The following is a 16,851-nucleotide window of genomic DNA, read 5'->3' as shown; positions in this document are numbered from 1 at the left end:
TCCCCTGTCCGCAGAACTTTCCGCGTACTACTCCCAAATTTAACGCCTCTTCACTACAACCTTCCCACCCCTTCGAACGGGGGAGGCACGAGCCGAATGGACACCACAGCAAAATGGCCTCTGCCGGCGCCGATGCAACTGCCCTAAAACCTTGAGTCATCTACGCAGGCCACGCGCGCATTTAAGGACAAAAGGTCCGGTACATTGTGGAGAAGTAGTCCTGTGTGAACGCCTGGAGGAACAACGTGAAGAAGCGCATCGAAGTCACCGCCGCCGTCTTGGTCCGAGACGGCAAGGTTCTTGGAGCCCGGCGCGGCGAGCAGATGTCTTTGGCGGGTTTCTGGGAGTTCCCCGGTGGAAAGATCGAGCCGGGCGAGACACCGGAACAGGCACTGCACCGCGAGCTCAAAGAGGAACTCCTCATCGACGCCCAGGTTGGCGATCACCTCGTCACCACGGAGCACGAATACGGCTTCGGCATCGTCGTTCTTGCATCGTTCCTGTGCCGACTGCAAGAGGGCGAACCGAAGCTCACCGAGCACGCTGAGATCCGCTGGTTCGCGCCGGAAGATCTGTTGTCCGTCGAGTGGGCGCCAGCTGACGTCGAGGCCGTCGAGCTCGTTCTGGCCCGCATGCAGCAGCCTTAAGCCGAACGGCCCTGGAAACACCTACAGACCAGCACGCCATGGATAACCGCACTCTCCTCGACGACGTCCGCTTCGGATTTGTCGATCGCCACACACCCGCCGAGAAGATCCTCAACCCGCGGCTCATCAGCAATGAAAAACCGGACACCATGCACCGCGCGATCCGCGATGAGCTGCGCCGCGCTGAATCGTTTACCTTCTCCGTTGCGTTTATCTCGGCGAGCGCGCTGGCGCTCCTCAAAGAGGACCTTCTCGAGTTCGTGGCGCGCGGCGGTCGCGGCGAGATCATCACGTCGAACTACCTCGACTTCAACGAGCCGACCATGTTCCGCGAGCTGCTGGGGCTCGAGGGCATCACCGCCTACGTCCACGACGATGAGCACGGCGGCTTCCATCCCAAGGGTTACGTCTTCCACGACCCCGGCGAGGTCACCACTATCGTGGGCAGCGCCAACCTCACTCCTCATGCGCTCATTCACAATCGCGAGTGGAACCTGAAGTTCTCGACGAGCTATGACGGCGATATCGCGCTTCAGCTTGAGGATGCCGTTCGTCTTCAGCGCACGCGGGGGACGCTGCTCACCGAAGAGTGGATTGCACGCTACGAGCAGACGCGGCGCAACCGCGTGCTCATCGTGCCCGATGCGGCGCCGAACGCTGGCCACATCGTCGCCAACGCCATGCAACGCGAGGCGCTCGACGGCATCGGAAAGCTGCGGCAGGCTGGCGAGAAGAAGGCGCTCATCATCTCCGCGACGGGCACGGGCAAGACCATCCTCGCCGCACTTGCGGTCAAGGAGATGGACCCGCGCCGCGTGCTTTTCATTGCTCACCGAGGCGAGATTCTCTCCAAGTCCCGCTCCGAATTCCAGCGCGTGCTGGGCGGTGCCGACAACGACTACGGCCTGCTCGTCGGCGGCCATAACGACGCCGACGCGCGCTATGTGTTCGCCTCCGTGCAGTCCCTCAACAGCCGGGATGCCTATCGCCAGTTCGCTCCCGATGCCTTCGACGTCATCGTTGTCGACGAAGTCCACCGCGGCGCCGCGGCCAGCTACCGCACACTCATCGACTACTTCCGGCCGGGTTTCCTCCTCGGACTCACCGCGACGCCCGAGCGCACCGACGGCGGCAACATCTTTGAGCTCTTCGACTACAACGTGCCGTACGAGATTCGCCTCCAAGCCGCACTCGATAACGACATGTTGGCGCCGTTCCACTATTACGGCGTCACCGATTATGAGACCGAGGACGGCGAACTCATCGAGAATACGACGCAACTGTCCCGCCTCGTCTCCCACGAACGGCTCGCCCACATTCTACGCACGCTCGAGACCTACGGGCATGCCGAAAATGTCCGTGGCCTCATCTTTTGCTCCCGCATCGAAGAAGCGGTGGAGCTCAGCAATGGGCTCAACCAATCAAAAATCAACGGCCGTCCACTCACAACCGTCGCTCTTTCCGGCAACGACAGTCCCGAGGTTCGCGACGCCGCGCTCCGTCGGCTCAACGCGGGCGAGCTCGACTACATCCTGACCGTCGATATCTTTAACGAGGGCGTGGATATCCCCTCGGTCAACCAAGTCGTCATGATGCGCAACACGCAGTCGTCCATCATCTTCACCCAGCAGCTCGGCCGCGGCCTGCGCAAGGCTGCCGGCAAAGACCACCTGCGCGTCATCGACTTCATCGGTAATTACACGAATAACTACCTCATTCCCGTCGCCCTCTTTGGCGACAACAGCCGCAACAAGGACTCCATCCGCAAGAAGATCATCGACGCCGGCGAGGACAACACCATCTCCGGCGTCTCCAGCGTCAACTTCACGAAGGTCGCCCGCCAGCGCATCTTCGCCTCGCTCGCCGTAGCGCGCATTGACGGCGTCGCCGAGTTCAAGAAAGACATCGCCGCCCTCCAGTCGCGTCTCGGCCGCGTGCCGCGGCTCATCGACTTCGCCCGCTTCGACACCGCGGACCCCTACGTCCTCGCCACGCGCCGCACGGATCATTATTGGGATTTGCTCGTCAAGGCCAAGCTTGCCGATGCCCCCTCGCCCCGCGCGTCAGAATTCCTCAAGTTCCTCTCCCGCGAGCTGCTCCATGGCAAAGCCCCGCAAGAGCTCCTGCTCCTCCAACGCTTGCTCGCACACGGCCCCTGCTCCGTCGCCGAGTTCACACACATCCTCGAAGCCCACCACGCCGCGCACTCCCCCGCTGATCTCAGCGTGGTCGAGCGCGTTCTTTCCCTCGAGTTCTTCACGGAGGGGGCCTACAAGTTGGAGGGCGTCGTCGCTCTTGCCGACGGTATCTATCGTCTCGAACCCACTTTTGCCGAGACCTACCGCGGCAATCTCGAGTTCCGCACTCACGTCGACGACGTCATCGAGACCGGGCTCTTCCTCTCCCGGGAGCGCGGCTTTACCGGCGGCGAGCTCAAGGTGGGCAACAAGTACTCGCGCAAGGACGTCTCGCGACTACTGCGTCTCGAGTCCAACCAGGAGGGCACGCTCAACGGCTACAAGGTCGACAAGTACTCCGCGACTATTCCCATTTTCGTCAACTATCACAAGGCCGAAGACGTCGACGCTTCCATCGCCTACGAGGATAAGTTTCTCGACACCGGCACCATGAAGTGGTTTACGCGCTCCAACCGCACGCTCCGCAGCGGCGAGGTCCGCGACATCCTCGCTGACGAACTGCCCATTCACCTCTTCGTGCGCCGCGACGACACCGAGGGACGTGACTTCTACTATCTCGGTCTCGTTCACCCCAGTCAGCCCGAGCAGACCACCATGCCCCAAACCGGCCAGCCCGTGGTGACCATGCACCTCACTCTCGAGCAGCCCCTCACCGAGGAATTCCTGGGCTACCTCCAGTCGAAGTCCTAAATTTCGCGCCATCACAGGCAAGTGGAACGCCGAACCGTTCGGATCCTGGGTGTTAAATCGTTCAATCACAGGGTGTTAAAACGTTCAATTAAAGAGTGTTGAAACGTTCAAAGTCAGGGTGTTAGAACGTTCAATCTTCCTGCGCGAGAGCTTCTGGCGCACCAAAATAATGGGGATTGCCGATTTTCTGAGCTGCGGGAACGATCATGACCTCGACTGCGGCGGAGGGACGGGGAGCAAAGGTGAGCGAGAGGGCATCGGCAAGCTCGGCGTACGTCGCGGTCATGCCCGCCTCGGTGGAATACGGCGCGCGGTGGGCGAGACAGCCCAGACTTCCCGGCCGGAAGTGCCCCGGCGCGAAGTCCACGTGCATAGACCGAATTTTTAAGCTCAAGGCTCGACAAAGGCTGAGGACGCAGGGCACTACTTCCACGTCTTTCTCCGTTTGGATTGACCGCGGGTCCCCCAAAAGCCTGCATGCCACGTATATGTGCATGATTTATGTCACCTGGTGAAACACTATGAAATTCACAAACAATTATTAAATTAAGAAAGGAAATCCTGTTCCTTTCGCCCGCTCTATCACTCAATCTCGAGGTTGCTTCATGTCTCTCGCCTCTCGCCTCGCCTCTGCTGCTGTCGCTCTGGCTGCCACCACCTCCCTCATGGCGGCGCCGGCGTCGGCTATTGAAAATGCGCCGATTGCTTCCGATGCCCTCTCGAACACCGCCGCGCGCGTAACCGCCGACGTCGCAGGTGGCACGTTTGTATGCACCGGCGCAGCCATTTCGCCGACCGTCATCCTGACCGCTCGCCACTGCACAACCCAGGCCGATCCGACCTCGGTGACGGCGCCGGATGGCACCGTCATCCCCGTTACTGGCTTCACTGCAAGTAACAAGTCCGACCTCGCCGTGCTCAAGCTGGGCCGAACCTAGACTGGGGATATCGCTCGCACTTCCGTGGTTCCTGCCCGCGCGAAGTCCACGTTCGCTGCCTATGGAATGGGTGGCAACGAGAACAACACGCTACGCGTCTCGCGCGGCGTTGTCACGATTCCCGTGTCCTCGAATACCTCCATGAGTTTCGATGGTCAGTTGCTCTCCCCGCTCATGGGTGAGACCAGCGATGGTTCCTCCTGGGAGCACGGCGATTCAGGCGGACCGGTAGTCAACAACAACGGCGAGATCATCGGTGTCATTTCGGGCGTCTCGGCGACGGGATTCTTCTCCGACAAACCGATGAACGTCATCGGACCACTGTCCGTCGATGCCGCGTTGCTGACCAACGCAGGAGTGACGCCGGTCGTGCCGTCCCAGTCGGATCCCACGCCGTCTGTTCCGGGCACCATCATTCCGAATCCGTCGGACCTTGTTCCTGGCTCGAACAGCCCTGATGCGGGTTCGTCGCTGGATGCCGGCTCGATCATCGGCATCATCACTGCCGTCATCAGCCTGCTGGGCGCGCTGGGTGGCCTCGCCTCGCAGTTCGGTCTCATCTAACGAGTAGGCATGCACAGAAGCCGACGCAGTGGATGCGTCGGCTTTGGCATTCTTGGGGTGCGGCTGAGCCGTGGGGCTCCCCCGCCTTAATTAGGCGAGGGCGGGGGCGGCGTGGAAGTCCTCGTTGGACTCCATGCCGATGAGGTCCTCGATGTCCGCGTGTGCCAGGGCCTCGGTGAACTCGTCGCGGATGCGGTCCCAGACGGCAGTGTTGCGGCCGCCGTGAAGGCGCCACTCGCGGTCGCGACGCGCGTAGACCGCAGCGCGGTCCGCGAACTCGTTGAGCAGGTGGCCGTGGTGGCCGCGCACCCAGTGGACGTTGACCACGACGCCGGCGTCGCGCCATTCCTGGACAATCTGCGCACACTTCTTCATGCCAACGTGATGCAGAAGGCCCGGGTACTCCTCCGGCTGGTTGAAGAGGCGATAGCACGTCATGCTGTCCGTGAGCACGTCGATGACGCGGAATCCACGGTGGCCGTAGCCCTGCACCGCCGAGGCTATGGCAGTGGCTTCAGCGGGCGCGATGGATTGAGCGCGCAGGCTACCAATAAAAAGGTCGCCGGTCGAGGACGCGGCTGCCCAGCCAGCGGTAGAGCCGTACGTGTTGCGGGAGGCGTCCGTGCCAACGACAACGTGAGCAAGAGCCGCGTATTCGGCAGCAGCCTTGGCTTCCTCTTCGCGGGCACGCTTGGCTTCGTACTCGTCCTGCAGAGAGGTCACGGCAGCGGAGTGCCAGGTGCGGCAGGCCTGCCACGTGGACTGCATCGCAGCGCCGGAGACAACGGTGCGCACGACCATGCCAGGGTATTCCTCCGGGTAGGCGGTGAGCACCTGGCAGACCTCCGGCGAGGAGACGTACACGGCCGTGGTGCCGTCCTCTGCAGGAGCGGCATGCTGCGACCACAGGCGGTGGAAGGCCTCGGCCATGACGCCGGCGAGGTCCATGGCCTCGGCACGAGCGACCTGCATGCGGCAGTCCTCGGGGTAGTCGCCGAAGCCGCGCTCCTTGGCCGGCGTCAGGACGCGGACGAAGAGGTCCTTGGCGCGGCCATTGCAACCGGTCGACACGACCGCGTAGCGGACCGAGTCCACGGTAACGAGGGCACCATAGACGACGAGCGATGCAGCAACCGGGCGCGCGGAGGCAGCGATGGCAGCCGGATTAGGGGTCAGCGTGCCGGGTTTGTGGGAATAGGGGGCGGACATGAGGTTGGTTCCTTTTCTTGTACGAGGGTCGACATCGGTCATAGCGCTCGGGATTGCGCGCTATGGTGTCCACCTTATGAAGCACCCCTGACATGAACTCGGGCGCCGTGGACTTGAGCCTAGAACGAGCATGCGAACGCCCTCGTAGCCGCCCAGAGGTTACAAAAAATGTCACCCCGAAAACCACAGAAATTCGGCTGGACACCACAGGATTTCTGCGATGCCCGGCCGAATTCAGGGCTAATGCACAAGGCGCTATCTAGCGCAGGCGCTGCCCCACGAAGCCAGCGGCCAGGGTGTTGCCGCTGGACTGGTCGATGAGCAGGAAGTTGCCCACGGCGCCACGAGCGGCGTAGTCCTCCACGGGCAGTTCCTGGGCGGTCTGCAGCGTGATGTGCGCGATGTCGTTGAGGGTGGCCTTCTCCGGGTTGTCAGTGTCGGCGACGCCATCGAGGTCGAGGATGCGGTCGACGCTCGTGATACGGGCCTTGACCTGGGCCGCGCCGTAGCGCAGCTTGAGCATCTGGCCCGGGGTGAGGTCTTTCTCGGTGAGCACGACGGCGGTGGCCACAAACTCGCGGACGGGCTCGGGGCGGGGGCCGGCGGCGAGGAGATCGCCGCGGGCGAGGTCGATCTCATCGGCAAGCCGGAGGACGATGGAGTCGCCGGCGCGGGCGGCATCGGCAGGCCCATCGGTGATGTCGATGTTGGTCACGGTCGTGGTGCGGCCGTGCGGGGCGGTGACCTCATCGCCCACGGCGATGGAGCCGGCCTTCACACGGCCCGCGTAGCCGCGGTAGTCCGAGGCGTGCTCGCGGATGACGTACTGGATGGGGAAACGGAAGGCGAGCTCTTCCGCGCGGCCACCGGTGACGGGGATGGACTCAAGGACCTCCAGCACCGTGGGGCCGGTGTACCAGTGCATGTTGGTGGACGGCTCGACAACGCTATCGCCCTTGAGCGCGGAGATGGGCACGACAGTGGAGTCGGTGATGCCCAGGCGATTGGCGATGGAGTGGAAGTCCTCCTCGATGGCGCGGAAGGTCGCCTCGTCATAGTCGACCAAGTCGATCTTGTTCACTGCGAGGATGACGTGGCGCACGCCCAGGAGTGCGGCGACGTTGAGGTGGCGGCGGGTCTGCTCGACGACGCCATAGCGGGCATCGATAAGCAGGACGACGACCTGGGAGGTAGACATGCCGGTCACGGTGTTGCGGGTGTACTGCACGTGGCCCGGGGTGTCCGCGAGGATGAACGTGCGCTTATCCGTTGCGAAGTAGCGATAGGCGACATCGATGGTAATGCCCTGCTCACGCTCGGCGCGCAAGCCATCGACGAGGAGGGAAAGATCCATGCCGTCGAAGCCGCGGTCCGCAGAGGAGCGTTCCATGGATTCGACCTGGTCGGCGAGTACGGACTTCGTGTCGTAGAGCAGGCGGCCCACGAAGGTGGACTTGCCGTCGTCCACGGAACCGGCAGTGCACAGGCGCAGGGTCTCACGCTCTTTGAGGGCGGCTACCTGCGGCGTTGCGGTATCAATAGCGGTAGTCATCAGAAGTAGCCTTCCTTCTTGCGGTCCTCCATGGCGGACTCGGAGAGTTTGTCATCGGCGCGGGTGGCGCCGCGCTCGGACAGGGTGGAGATGGAAATCTCAGCGAGGATCTCGTCCGGGGTGGACGCGGTGGACTCGACGGCACCGGTGCAGGACATGTCGCCCACGGTGCGGTAGCGCACGGTCTTGGTCACGAGCTCCTCACCCTCCTTGGGGCCGCCCCACTCACCGGGGCACAGCCACATGCCGCCCCGGTTAAACAGCTCGCGCTGGTGGGAGTAGTAAATGGACGGCAGCTGCAGGTTGCGGGCGCCGATGTACTCCCAGATATCGGACTCCGTCCAGTTGGAGATGGGGAAGACGCGGACGTTCTCACCGGCCATCTTGCCGCCGTTGTAGAGGTCCCAGAGCTCGGGGCGCTGGCGGCGCGGATCCCAGCCGCCGAAGGAGTCGCGGATGGAGAAGATACGCTCCTTGGCGCGGGCGCGCTCCTCGTCGCGGCGGGCGCCGCCCAGGACGGCGTCGTACTGGCGCTCGGCGATGGTTTCGACAAGCGGTACGGACTGGAGCGGGTTACGCGTGCCATCGGGGCGCTCCTGCAGGTCACCGCGGTCGATCCAGTCCTGGACCTTTGCGACGTGGAGGCGGGCACCAGTTTCGGCGACGAGGCGGTCACGGAACTCGATGACCTCCGGGAAGTTGTGGCCGGTGTCGACGTGGAGGAGCTCGAAGGGCACGGTGGCCGGAGCGAAGGCGCGGCAGGCAAGCTCGAAGACGACCACGGAGTCCTTGCCGCCGGAAAACAGCAGGCCCACCTTGTCGAACTGGCCGGCGACCTCACGCAGGATGTGGAGGGATTCGTTCTCCAGGTCCTTGAGGTGCGGCGACAGCGCGCCTGCCGGCGCTTTAGAAATAGTCGTAGTCATGGGGGTCAGCTCCTTACTCGTGCAATCCGCACTCGGTCTTGCCATCCGCAAAAACGCGGCCCGAGCGCGCGTCCTCGCCTTCTGCGACGGGGAAGGTCAGCGGGGCGCAGCCAATGGACCGGTAACCCTGCAGCGTAAGCGGATGGATGATGAGGTCGTGGTCCTTGATGTACGCGTCCGTATCCTCGAGGTCCCACGTAATAATCGGCGAGATCTTCAGGCGGCCGTGTTGGTCGAGGCTCAGCGCCGGCGCGGTGGCGCGGTGCTCAGAGTCGGCGCGGCGCAGGCCGGTGACCCAACCGACGTAGGGGTCCATCGCCATGTTGAGCGGCTCGACCTTACGCATGCGGTTATACGCGGCGACGTCGCGGGCATAGAGGCGGGGGCCGTAGACCTCGTCCTGCTCCTCGGGGCTCAACAGCGGGAGGACGCGCACGAGCGGGAGGTCCGGGTAGCGCTCCGCGACGCGGTCGGCGGTCTCGAGAGTCTCCGGGAAGTGGAACCCCGTATCAATAAAGAGAAGGTCCGCGTCGAGGTGCGCGCGGTGCGCGAGCTCGGCCAGAACAGTGTTCTCCATGGACATCGTCACGGCGAGGCGGCCCGGCGCGTGCTCGGCGGCCCACTCGATGATCTCTTCTGCCGTCGCGTCATGGAGCTTGTCGGCCCAGTCCTCGACGAGCGCACGGTTAGTGGCGGCCACCTCGGGGTCGAGCGGCGCGGTATCGCGCGTGCCCTCGGGGCTCATGGCCGGGTCGCGGAACGTCTTTCCCGCGTCCAGGAGATTAATCGGTTCTGTCATGCCGAACACTCTAAAGAACCACGCAGTCTGCTGCAGCCCGAACCGGACATTACGGGGCGTGAGCTTGCCTGATGTCATGAATGTTAATTGCGCAAGGTGTACGGCTCGGTCTATATTTATAGACAAGCCAGTCTAGGGATACAGAAAGGACGACACGCATGCACGACCACCAGCGCGTCATCATCGTCGGCGAGGGCCCATCCTCGCTGTCCGCAGCAGAACACCTCATCGCTGCGGGCATGTGTGTCGACCTCATCTCTTCCTCTCCTGCACCGCTCGGTCTACTCCAGCGCTATGCTTCCGATGCCCTCAATCCCTGCGGCCCCGCAGCCACCCCGCGCCTGCGGCTCATCGGCAACGTGAAAGTCGGCGCCCGCCCAGGAGAGGGGGATATCACCCACGCCGAGCTCCATCGCCTCGCGGCGACCGGCCAGCGCGAGCTCATCATCCTAGAGCTCAAGGCCCGCGGCATTCCCGTCACCACGTGGGAGGGACTGTGCGTCCCCCTCGACGGCGCAGAGCCCACGGACTGGGAAGCCATCCAGTCCAGCGCTCGCCATGCCGGCGTGCGCGCCACCGAGCTCGCCATGGCGTAGTTCGCGCACATAAGCGACGCTGCAAGCGAACCCCCAGTTCGCAGTTAAAGCTTTAACACCGAAGATTGCTAAAGTTGGTTCCTTGTGGAACTGATCAAACTCATCGGTCGCTACGCGAAGCCGTACACCTGGCAAATCCTGGCGGTACTCGCGCTGCAGGCCATCTCAACCGCAGCGACGCTCTACCTGCCGTCGCTCAACGCGGACATCATCGACCAAGGCGTCGCCCAGGGCGACGTCCCCTATATCTGGACCACGGGCCGCGTCATGCTCGCCGTCGCGTTCGTCCAGGTCATCGCCGCCGTCATCGCCGTGTGGTTCGGCGCGCGTTCCGCCATGGGCCTCGGCCGCGATATCCGCGCGATGGTCTTCCGCCGCGTCGCGCGCTACTCCGCCGAGGACATGGGTCACTTTGGCACGCCGACGCTCATCACGCGCGGCACGAACGACGTCCAGCAAGTCCAGATGACGTTCATGATGACCCTGAACTTCATGGTGGCCGCGCCGATTATGGCCATTGGCGGCATCATCATGGCCATGCGTGAAGACGCTGGCCTCTCCTGGCTCGTGTGGGTCTCCGTCGCAGTGCTCCTCGGCGTCATTTCCGCGCTCATCGCCAAGCTCATGCCGCTCTTCCGCGTCATGCAGGACAAGCTTGACGCCATCAACGGCACGCTGCGCGAGCAGATCACCGGCATCCGCGTCGTCCGCGCCTTCGTCCGCGAGGCCCACGAGACCGAGCGCTTTACCGAGGCCAACGAGGACATCACGCAGCTTTCGCTCAAGATCGGCAACCTGTTCGTCACGATGTTCCCCATCATCACGGTGATCCTCAACGTCGCGACCGGCGCCGTGCTCTGGTTCGGCGGCCACCGCGTCGACGACGGACTCGTCGCGGTCGGCTCGCTCACGGCTTTCCTCCAGTACCTCATGCAGATCCTCGCCGCCGTCATGATGGGCACGTTTATGGCCATGATGCTCCCCCGCGCCATCATCTGCGCCAAGCGCATCACCGAGGTCCTCAACCGCGCCCCGTCCATCGTCGAGCCCGAGCACCCCATCGAGCCCGCACACGAGACCGGCGAGGTCGAATTCGATAACGTGACATTCTCCTACGCCGGCGCCGATGCCCCCGTCCTCGAGAACGTCTCCTTTACCGCCCACCCCGGCCAGACCACCGCCATTATCGGCGCGACCGGCTCAGGCAAGACCACGCTGCTCTCCCTCATTCCGCGTCTCTACCTGCCCACGCAGGGCCAGGTCCGGATCGACGGTGTGGCAACGAGCGACCTGGCGCGAGAGGGCATCGTCAAGCGCGTGGCCCTCGTCCCGCAAAAACCCTACCTGTTTAGCGGCACCGTGGCCTCCAACCTACGCACCGGCGCACCCGACGCGACGGACGAGGAGCTGTGGGACGCCCTTAAAGTCGCGCAGGCGAACTTCGTGACGGACCTCGACATGCCCATCGCGCAGGGCGGCACGAACGTCTCCGGTGGCCAGCGCCAGCGCCTGTCCATCGCGCGCATGCTCGTCGCAAAACCGAAGGTCTATCTCTTCGATGACTCTTTCTCCGCGCTCGACGTCATCACGGACGCGAAAGTCCGCGAGGCCATGCGCTCCTATACCGCCGACGCCACGACCATCATCGTCGCGCAGCGCGTGAGCTCCATCGAGAACGCGGACCAGATTCTTGTCATGGAGGCCGGCCGCGTGGTGGCCAAGGGCACCCATGCGCAGCTGCTCGAGACATCCCCGACGTACCGCGAGATCGTCGAATCCCAAGCGACGGTGGAGGCATAAACCATGGCTAAAAAGACTCAAGAACTCTCCGAGCAGGAGCTCCACGAGCTCGAAGCCGCCACCGCTGGCGACGATTGGTCCGGCTCCGCCCCGCGCACCGCGAAGAACTTCTGGCCCTCGGCCAAGCGCCTCATTGGCCTGCTCGGCGGGCACAAGGCGGCGCTCGCGGTCATCGGCCTCTTCAACGTGGTCTGCGTTGTCCTCGCCGTCGTCGCCCCGAAGATCATGGGTAAGGCCACGGACGTCATTTTCTCCGGCGTCGTCTCGCGCATGCTGCCCGCCGGCACCACCAAGGAAGAAGCCGTCGCGGGCCTGCGCGCTGCTGGCCAGGACCAGTTCGCGGACATGGCGTCGGGCATGGAGCTCCACCCTGGCAGCGGAATCGACTTCACGCGCCTGGGCCAGATCATCATCCTCGTCATCCTCATGTACGTGGTGTCCTCGCTCTTCCAGCTCTGGCAGGGCTTATGGCTCAACAATCTGGTCATGGGTGTGGTCTACGACTTACGCCAGCAGGTCGAGGCCAAGGTCAACCGCCTGCCGCTGAACTACTTCGACACCAACCAGCGCGGCGACCTCCTCTCGCGCACTACCAACGACGTGGATAACGTGCAGCAGGCCCTCCAACAGGCGATCAGCCAGATGTTCTACAACGTCCTGCTCGTGGTGGGCATTACCGTCATGATGTTCAACGTCTCCTGGCGCCTCGCACTCATCGCGCTGCTCTCGCTGCCGCTCACCGGCATCGTCATCGGCGTCATCGGCACCCGCTCCCAGAAGCAATTCAAGACGCAATGGAAGTCCACGGGCCTGCTCAATGGCCAGGTCGAGGAGGCCTTCTCCGGCCACGAGCTTGCCCAGGTCTTCGGTCGCACCAAGGCCATGACCGCCGAGTTCGACGAGCGCAACGAGGAGCTCTTCCGCTCCGCGTCCCTCGCCCAGTTCCTCTCCGGCATCATGATGCCGATCATGCAGTTCATCTCGTACCTGTCCTACGTCGCCATCGCCGTCCTCGGCGGCCTGCGCGTGGCCCACGGCCAGATGACATTGGGCGATGCCCAGGCGTTTATCCAGTACTCCCGCGAGTTCAACCAGCCGCTCGGCCAGCTGGGCGGCATGGCCCAGCAGGTCCAGTCCGGCGTCGCCTCCGCCGAGCGCGTCTTCGAGTTCCTCGACGCCGAGGAACAGCTTCCCGATGCCCCCTCCTCCCACCCCGGCCGCGCCCACGGCCTCGTGGAGTTCGATCATGTGGCGTTCTCCTACGATCCGGAGAAACCCTTGATTAAGGACCTGTCCCTGCGCGTCGAGCCCGGCCAGACCGCCGCCATCGTCGGCCCCACCGGTGCCGGTAAGACCACGCTGGTCAACCTGCTCATGCGTTTCTACGAGATCGACTCGGGTGAGATTCGCCTCGACGGTGTCTCCACGGCTTCACTCTCGCGCGCTGAGCTGCGCTCCCAGGTGGGCATGGTGCTCCAGGATGCCGTGCTCTTTAAGGGCACCATCATGGATAACATCCGCTACGGCCGCCTCGACGCCACGGACGAGGAGGTCATCGCCGCCGCGAAGGCCACGTACGTCGACCGCTTCGTGCACTCCCTCCCCGACGGCTACGACACGGTCATCGACCAGGACGGCGGTTCCGTCTCCGCTGGCGAGCGCCAGCTCATCACCATCGCGCGCGCTTTCCTCGCCCAACCGGCGCTGCTCATCCTCGACGAAGCCACCTCCTCCGTCGACACCCGCACCGAGGTCCTCGTCCAGGACGCCATGAACGCCCTGCGCGCCGACCGCACGTCCTTCGTCATCGCCCACCGCCTGTCCACCATCCGTGACGCGGACCTCATCCTCGTCATGGAAGACGGCGACATCGTGGAGCAAGGCACCCACGCTTCACTGCTGGAGGCCCACGGCGCGTACTGGCGTCTCAACCAGGCCCAGTTCGCGGAGGACTAACCTCCTCCCCGAGACTCGTGCTGCCGCCCCTGATCTCCTGGTTCTTAGCAGTAAATCAGGGGTTTTTAATGTTTCAACCCCCGAATGCGCCATCCCGAAAATTTGTTCCTCTTTCATTGCTCCCACGTCCGCCACTCTTAACTCAAGGAGTCTTTGCCCGTGCGCAAGATTGGAACTCTTCTCTCGGCCCTCGCGCTCTCCGGCGCGCTCGTGGTCGTCCCCCAGGCCGCAACCGCTGCGCCCCTCACTTTCGCCGAAGCCTACGACCCGCAACCTTTCAACCCCTTCCCGGCTGAGGTTGGCTCCGCAGAATCGGGAGTCATCCTTCTGGATGGTCTCCCAAGCAACGACTACATTTCACGTGTAAATGTTGAATTCGGAGAAAGTCCGTACCCAATCAACCTCGCAGGAAATAGCTTCCTTCCAAGTTTTGCAAAAGCCTCAATCAACCCAGAGCCCATTTACCCTGCTGAATTCAGCGTGCCTTTCACCGCAACAATCATCTACACCGACGGAACTCGAGACACCGTTTCGGGAATTAGGACTCTCGCTCCCATTCCCACTCTTGTCAAGGACGGCGAGCCGATCCCCGCAGACCCGACGCCGGAGCTTCCGACTGTTACCGCTACGACGACCGTCACCGTGAAACCCGCACCGGTCACCACCACGGTCATCAGCCGCGAGCCTGCTACAGCCACCGAGACTACAACCGCAACCACCACGAAGACCGTCGCTGTCCCGACGACTGTGGCCACTCCGACGACGGTCACTGAAACCGCGACTGTCACGAAGGTCGCAGCACCGGTCACGGTCACGAAGACTGTGGCGACGCCGGGTGCTGCTACGGATAAGGGTTCGAGCAAGGACGGCGGGCTCATCGGCGGCATCATTGCTGCGATTGTCGCTGTCCTGGCCGCTCTGGGCGGCGGCGCGTACTGGTTCCTCAACATGCGCTAAGTCCAGCTAGTTCAGTTCCTTGCGAAAATCGCTTCTCAGATCGAAAAATTTGAGCGATTTTCACAAGGAACTTTTTTGTTGCTGCCCAAAAGCGCTCCGCGCCTCGAGCTGAAACGAGATTTTCGACAGGAACGCTGCAGCGTCCACGCGTCCCGTGGGCGGCATGAGTAATCGAGTTCACGGCAAAGTAGTTTTCATCACTGGTGCGGCCCCGGGCATGGGCGCCTCGCATGCGCACGTTCTCGCGGACGAGATTGGCGCGAACATCGCGGGAAATTTGTCACTAACGCACCCGATAATGCAGTGCTCGGCGGTGCGTCCTAGGCGCACGCGGGCAAAGAGAACGCCTCGAGCCCCGACCGAAAGGCCGGGGCTCGAGGCAACTCTATCTCTCTTAGGAGGTGTCCCATTGGCGGTGTCTCACGTCGCCACCCCCGGGACCCGGGGCTATCTCTCTCAGGTATGCGCCTCTCAAACGCATGAACTCATTATGGGGCGCGCACCTTGCACAGGCCGTACGAGCGCCTGCGCGCTTTCTGGCAGTTCCTGATAATTCTCTGGCAGCAGGTGAGATGGCACACTCGTGGCGGGGTGTGGGGAATCGATAACGGTTGGGCCACGGAGCAGCGCCGAGAGTAGGCACACGGCGCGGGAGGAAAGTACTCTAATCGCATGACTCACACTCTCGCCGCAGATGTTGTTGTCCTCGCGGCTGGCTCTACCGACTACACGCCGTCCCTGGTCTCCTTCGCGTGGATCATGGCGGTAGCCTTGCTTGCCCCGATTGTGGCCGCCATGCTGCGCAACCGGCTGCCGTCGGTGGCACTGCTCATCATTTTCGGCATGATCATCGGCCCGTCGATCCTGGATCTGGCGCACGAGGATCCGGGCATCGGCATGCTCAAGGAAATTGGCGTGGGCGCGCTGTTCCTCCTCGCCGGCTTCGAGATTGACCTCGGCACGCTGAAATCCAAGCAAGCGAAGACCGCGTTTACGACGTGGCTGATGTGTATTATCGCGTGTATCGCGGGCGCGTACTTCCTGGTGGATACGATTCCACTCGCCATCGTCATGGGCATCGCCGTGACCTCGACGGCGCTGGGCACGATTACGCCGATGCTCAAGCAGGACAAGCTCATCGGCACGCGCGTGGGCGACTCCGTGATGATCCACGGCGCTGTTGGTGAGCTCGCACCGATTACCGCGATGGCGCTATTGCTGGGTACCCGCGCCACGTGGCTCACGGCGCTCATCCTCCTGGCCTTCTTGGGCATTGCGGTCTTTGTGGCGGTCGCGCCCCAGGCCATCGGAAAGCTCGCGCCCTGGGTGAAGCGGGCGTTTATCGCCGGTGCGGGCGCGACGAACCAAACCATCCTGCGCCTTATCGTGCTTATCCTGGCCATCCTCATGGCGGTCACGGCGGTCTTTGAGCTCGACATCGTTCTGGGCGCGTTCGCGGCTGGCATTATCCTGAACCGCGTGGTGCCGGACGAGTTCCACAAGGGTCTGGAAAACCGTCTCAACGTGCTGTGCTACTCCATGCTCATCCCGGTCTTCTTCGTGGTCTCCGGCATGTCCATCGACTGGAAGGTCATCGCAGACAAACCGCTCCAGGTCATCGGCATCCCGCTGCTCATCCTGTTCACGCGCGGCCTGCCAGTCTTCCTGCGCGAGAATGTTCACCACACTGGCTCCGAAATCGAAACCACGCGTGAGCGCCTGCAAGTCGCACTTTATGCCGCGACGGGTCTGCCGATCATCGTCGCCGTGACCACGGTGGCGGTGGCCTCCGGCATCATGGATGACGAACACGCGTCCATCTTCATCGCCGGCGGCGCGCTCACCGTCGTGATCTTCCCGCTGCTGAGTTCTCTGGTGCGCAGCAATGACCCGAACGCGGAGGAGAAGCAAAAAGAAGACGAGGACTCCACGGCCGAGTCCAGGGAAGAAGCGGAGCACGCTGAGAGAGAACAAGCAGTCAAGGACGAGCTCCGTAAGGATTCAAACACCTAATATAGA

At 63.1% G+C, this 16,851-nt stretch carries 12 protein-coding genes and 1 pseudogene; 8 read left to right on the top strand and 5 right to left on the bottom strand.

The genetic code is table 11. From position 1 onward, the window contains the following. Nucleotides 1-245 precede the first annotated feature (245 nt). Both HMPREF2559_RS09155 and HMPREF2559_RS09150 read left to right on the top strand, forming a co-directional pair. The gene (locus HMPREF2559_RS09155) at nt 246-647 is read left to right on the top strand and encodes a (deoxy)nucleoside triphosphate pyrophosphohydrolase (protein WP_068801278.1); all 402 of its coding nucleotides are present in this window, start codon (nt 246-248) and stop codon (nt 645-647) included. A gap of 38 nt (nt 648-685) precedes the next feature. Beyond that, entirely contained in the window at nt 686-3,535 is a 2,850-nt protein-coding gene (locus tag HMPREF2559_RS09150) for a DEAD/DEAH box helicase (RefSeq protein WP_068801279.1), read from the top strand. Nucleotides 3,536-3,665: 130 nt separating this feature from the next. Here the strand turns inward: HMPREF2559_RS09150 and HMPREF2559_RS09145 are convergent, their stop codons facing one another. Continuing rightward, a complete protein-coding gene (locus HMPREF2559_RS09145) occupies nt 3,666-3,908 on the bottom strand; it encodes a hypothetical protein (protein WP_070540423.1) in 243 nt (80 codons plus the stop codon). Nucleotides 3,909-4,140: 232 nt separating this feature from the next. Between HMPREF2559_RS09145 and HMPREF2559_RS13295 the strand changes: the two are divergent. Continuing rightward, nucleotides 4,141-5,037: pseudogene (locus HMPREF2559_RS13295) on the top strand (trypsin-like serine protease). Between the two features lie 90 nt (nt 5,038-5,127). Here the strand turns inward: HMPREF2559_RS13295 and HMPREF2559_RS09130 are convergent. The 4 genes from HMPREF2559_RS09130 to HMPREF2559_RS09115 all read right to left on the bottom strand — a co-directional run bounded on the left by HMPREF2559_RS09130 (nt 5,128) and on the right by HMPREF2559_RS09115 (nt 9,523). Continuing rightward, nucleotides 5,128-6,246: an RNase H family protein gene (locus HMPREF2559_RS09130; protein WP_066488785.1), complete on the bottom strand. Its 1,119-nt coding sequence runs from the start codon at nt 6,244-6,246 to the stop codon at nt 5,128-5,130. A 259-nt stretch (nt 6,247-6,505) separates the two neighbouring features. Then, nucleotides 6,506-7,798, bottom strand: a complete 1,293-nt coding sequence (locus tag HMPREF2559_RS09125; protein ID WP_070540420.1) for a sulfate adenylyltransferase subunit 1 — start codon at nt 7,796-7,798, stop codon at nt 6,506-6,508. Further along, nucleotides 7,798-8,724 (bottom strand): sulfate adenylyltransferase subunit CysD, encoded by a 927-nt coding sequence (cysD, locus tag HMPREF2559_RS09120; protein WP_070540416.1) that lies wholly within the window; start codon nt 8,722-8,724, stop codon nt 7,798-7,800. Before cysD ends, HMPREF2559_RS09125 begins: the two co-directional genes overlap by 1 nt. 13 nt (nt 8,725-8,737) lie before the next feature. Continuing rightward, complete coding sequence (locus HMPREF2559_RS09115; protein ID WP_066488766.1) at nt 8,738-9,523, bottom strand: phosphoadenylyl-sulfate reductase; 786 nt, start codon at nt 9,521-9,523, stop codon at nt 8,738-8,740. Nucleotides 9,524-9,681: 158 nt separating this feature from the next. Here HMPREF2559_RS09115 and HMPREF2559_RS09110 point away from each other — a divergent pair, with 158 nt between their 5' ends. From HMPREF2559_RS09110 to HMPREF2559_RS09090, 5 genes are all read left to right on the top strand, one after another. Beyond that, nucleotides 9,682-10,119, top strand: a complete 438-nt coding sequence (locus tag HMPREF2559_RS09110) for a methylenetetrahydrofolate--tRNA-(uracil-5-)-methyltransferase (protein WP_066488762.1) — start codon at nt 9,682-9,684, stop codon at nt 10,117-10,119. Between the two features lie 84 nt (nt 10,120-10,203). Next, nucleotides 10,204-11,919 (top strand): ABC transporter ATP-binding protein, encoded by a 1,716-nt coding sequence (locus HMPREF2559_RS09105; protein ID WP_066512019.1) that lies wholly within the window; start codon nt 10,204-10,206, stop codon nt 11,917-11,919. A gap of 3 nt (nt 11,920-11,922) precedes the next feature. Beyond that, nucleotides 11,923-13,875, top strand: coding sequence for an ABC transporter ATP-binding protein (locus HMPREF2559_RS09100; RefSeq protein WP_070540412.1), 1,953 nt, complete (start codon nt 11,923-11,925; stop codon nt 13,873-13,875). 159 nt (nt 13,876-14,034) lie between these two features. After that, entirely contained in the window at nt 14,035-14,832 is a 798-nt protein-coding gene (locus HMPREF2559_RS09095; RefSeq protein WP_066488753.1) for a hypothetical protein, read from the top strand. Nucleotides 14,833-15,504: 672 nt separating this feature from the next. Further along, a complete protein-coding gene (locus HMPREF2559_RS09090) occupies nt 15,505-16,845 on the top strand; it encodes a cation:proton antiporter (RefSeq protein ID WP_066488748.1) in 1,341 nt (446 codons plus the stop codon). The last annotated feature ends 6 nt before the right edge of the window (nt 16,846-16,851 follow it).

Origin of the sequence: Corynebacterium sp. HMSC072G08 (genome assembly GCF_001809185.1) — a bacterium.
Lineage (GTDB): Bacteria > Actinomycetota > Actinomycetes > Mycobacteriales > Mycobacteriaceae > Corynebacterium > Corynebacterium phoceense.
This window is presented reverse-complemented; position numbering and strand designations above follow the sequence as displayed.

Coding starts and splice junctions, on each gene's coding strand:
- HMPREF2559_RS09150 (WP_068801279.1), top strand. CDS start 686: ATGGATAACCGCACTCTCCTCGACGACGTCCGCTTCGGATTTGTCGAT.
- HMPREF2559_RS09145 (WP_070540423.1), bottom strand. CDS start 3,908: ATGCACGTGGACTTCGCGCCGGGGCACTTCCGGCCGGGAAGTCTGGGC.
- HMPREF2559_RS09130 (WP_066488785.1), bottom strand. CDS start 6,246: ATGTCCGCCCCCTATTCCCACAAACCCGGCACGCTGACCCCTAATCCG.
- HMPREF2559_RS09125 (WP_070540420.1), bottom strand. CDS start 7,798: ATGACTACCGCTATTGATACCGCAACGCCGCAGGTAGCCGCCCTCAAA.
- cysD (WP_070540416.1), bottom strand. CDS start 8,724: ATGACTACGACTATTTCTAAAGCGCCGGCAGGCGCGCTGTCGCCGCAC.
- HMPREF2559_RS09115 (WP_066488766.1), bottom strand. CDS start 9,523: ATGACAGAACCGATTAATCTCCTGGACGCGGGAAAGACGTTCCGCGAC.
- HMPREF2559_RS09110 (WP_066488762.1), top strand. CDS start 9,682: ATGCACGACCACCAGCGCGTCATCATCGTCGGCGAGGGCCCATCCTCG.
- HMPREF2559_RS09100 (WP_070540412.1), top strand. CDS start 11,923: ATGGCTAAAAAGACTCAAGAACTCTCCGAGCAGGAGCTCCACGAGCTC.
- HMPREF2559_RS09090 (WP_066488748.1), top strand. CDS start 15,505: ATGACTCACACTCTCGCCGCAGATGTTGTTGTCCTCGCGGCTGGCTCT.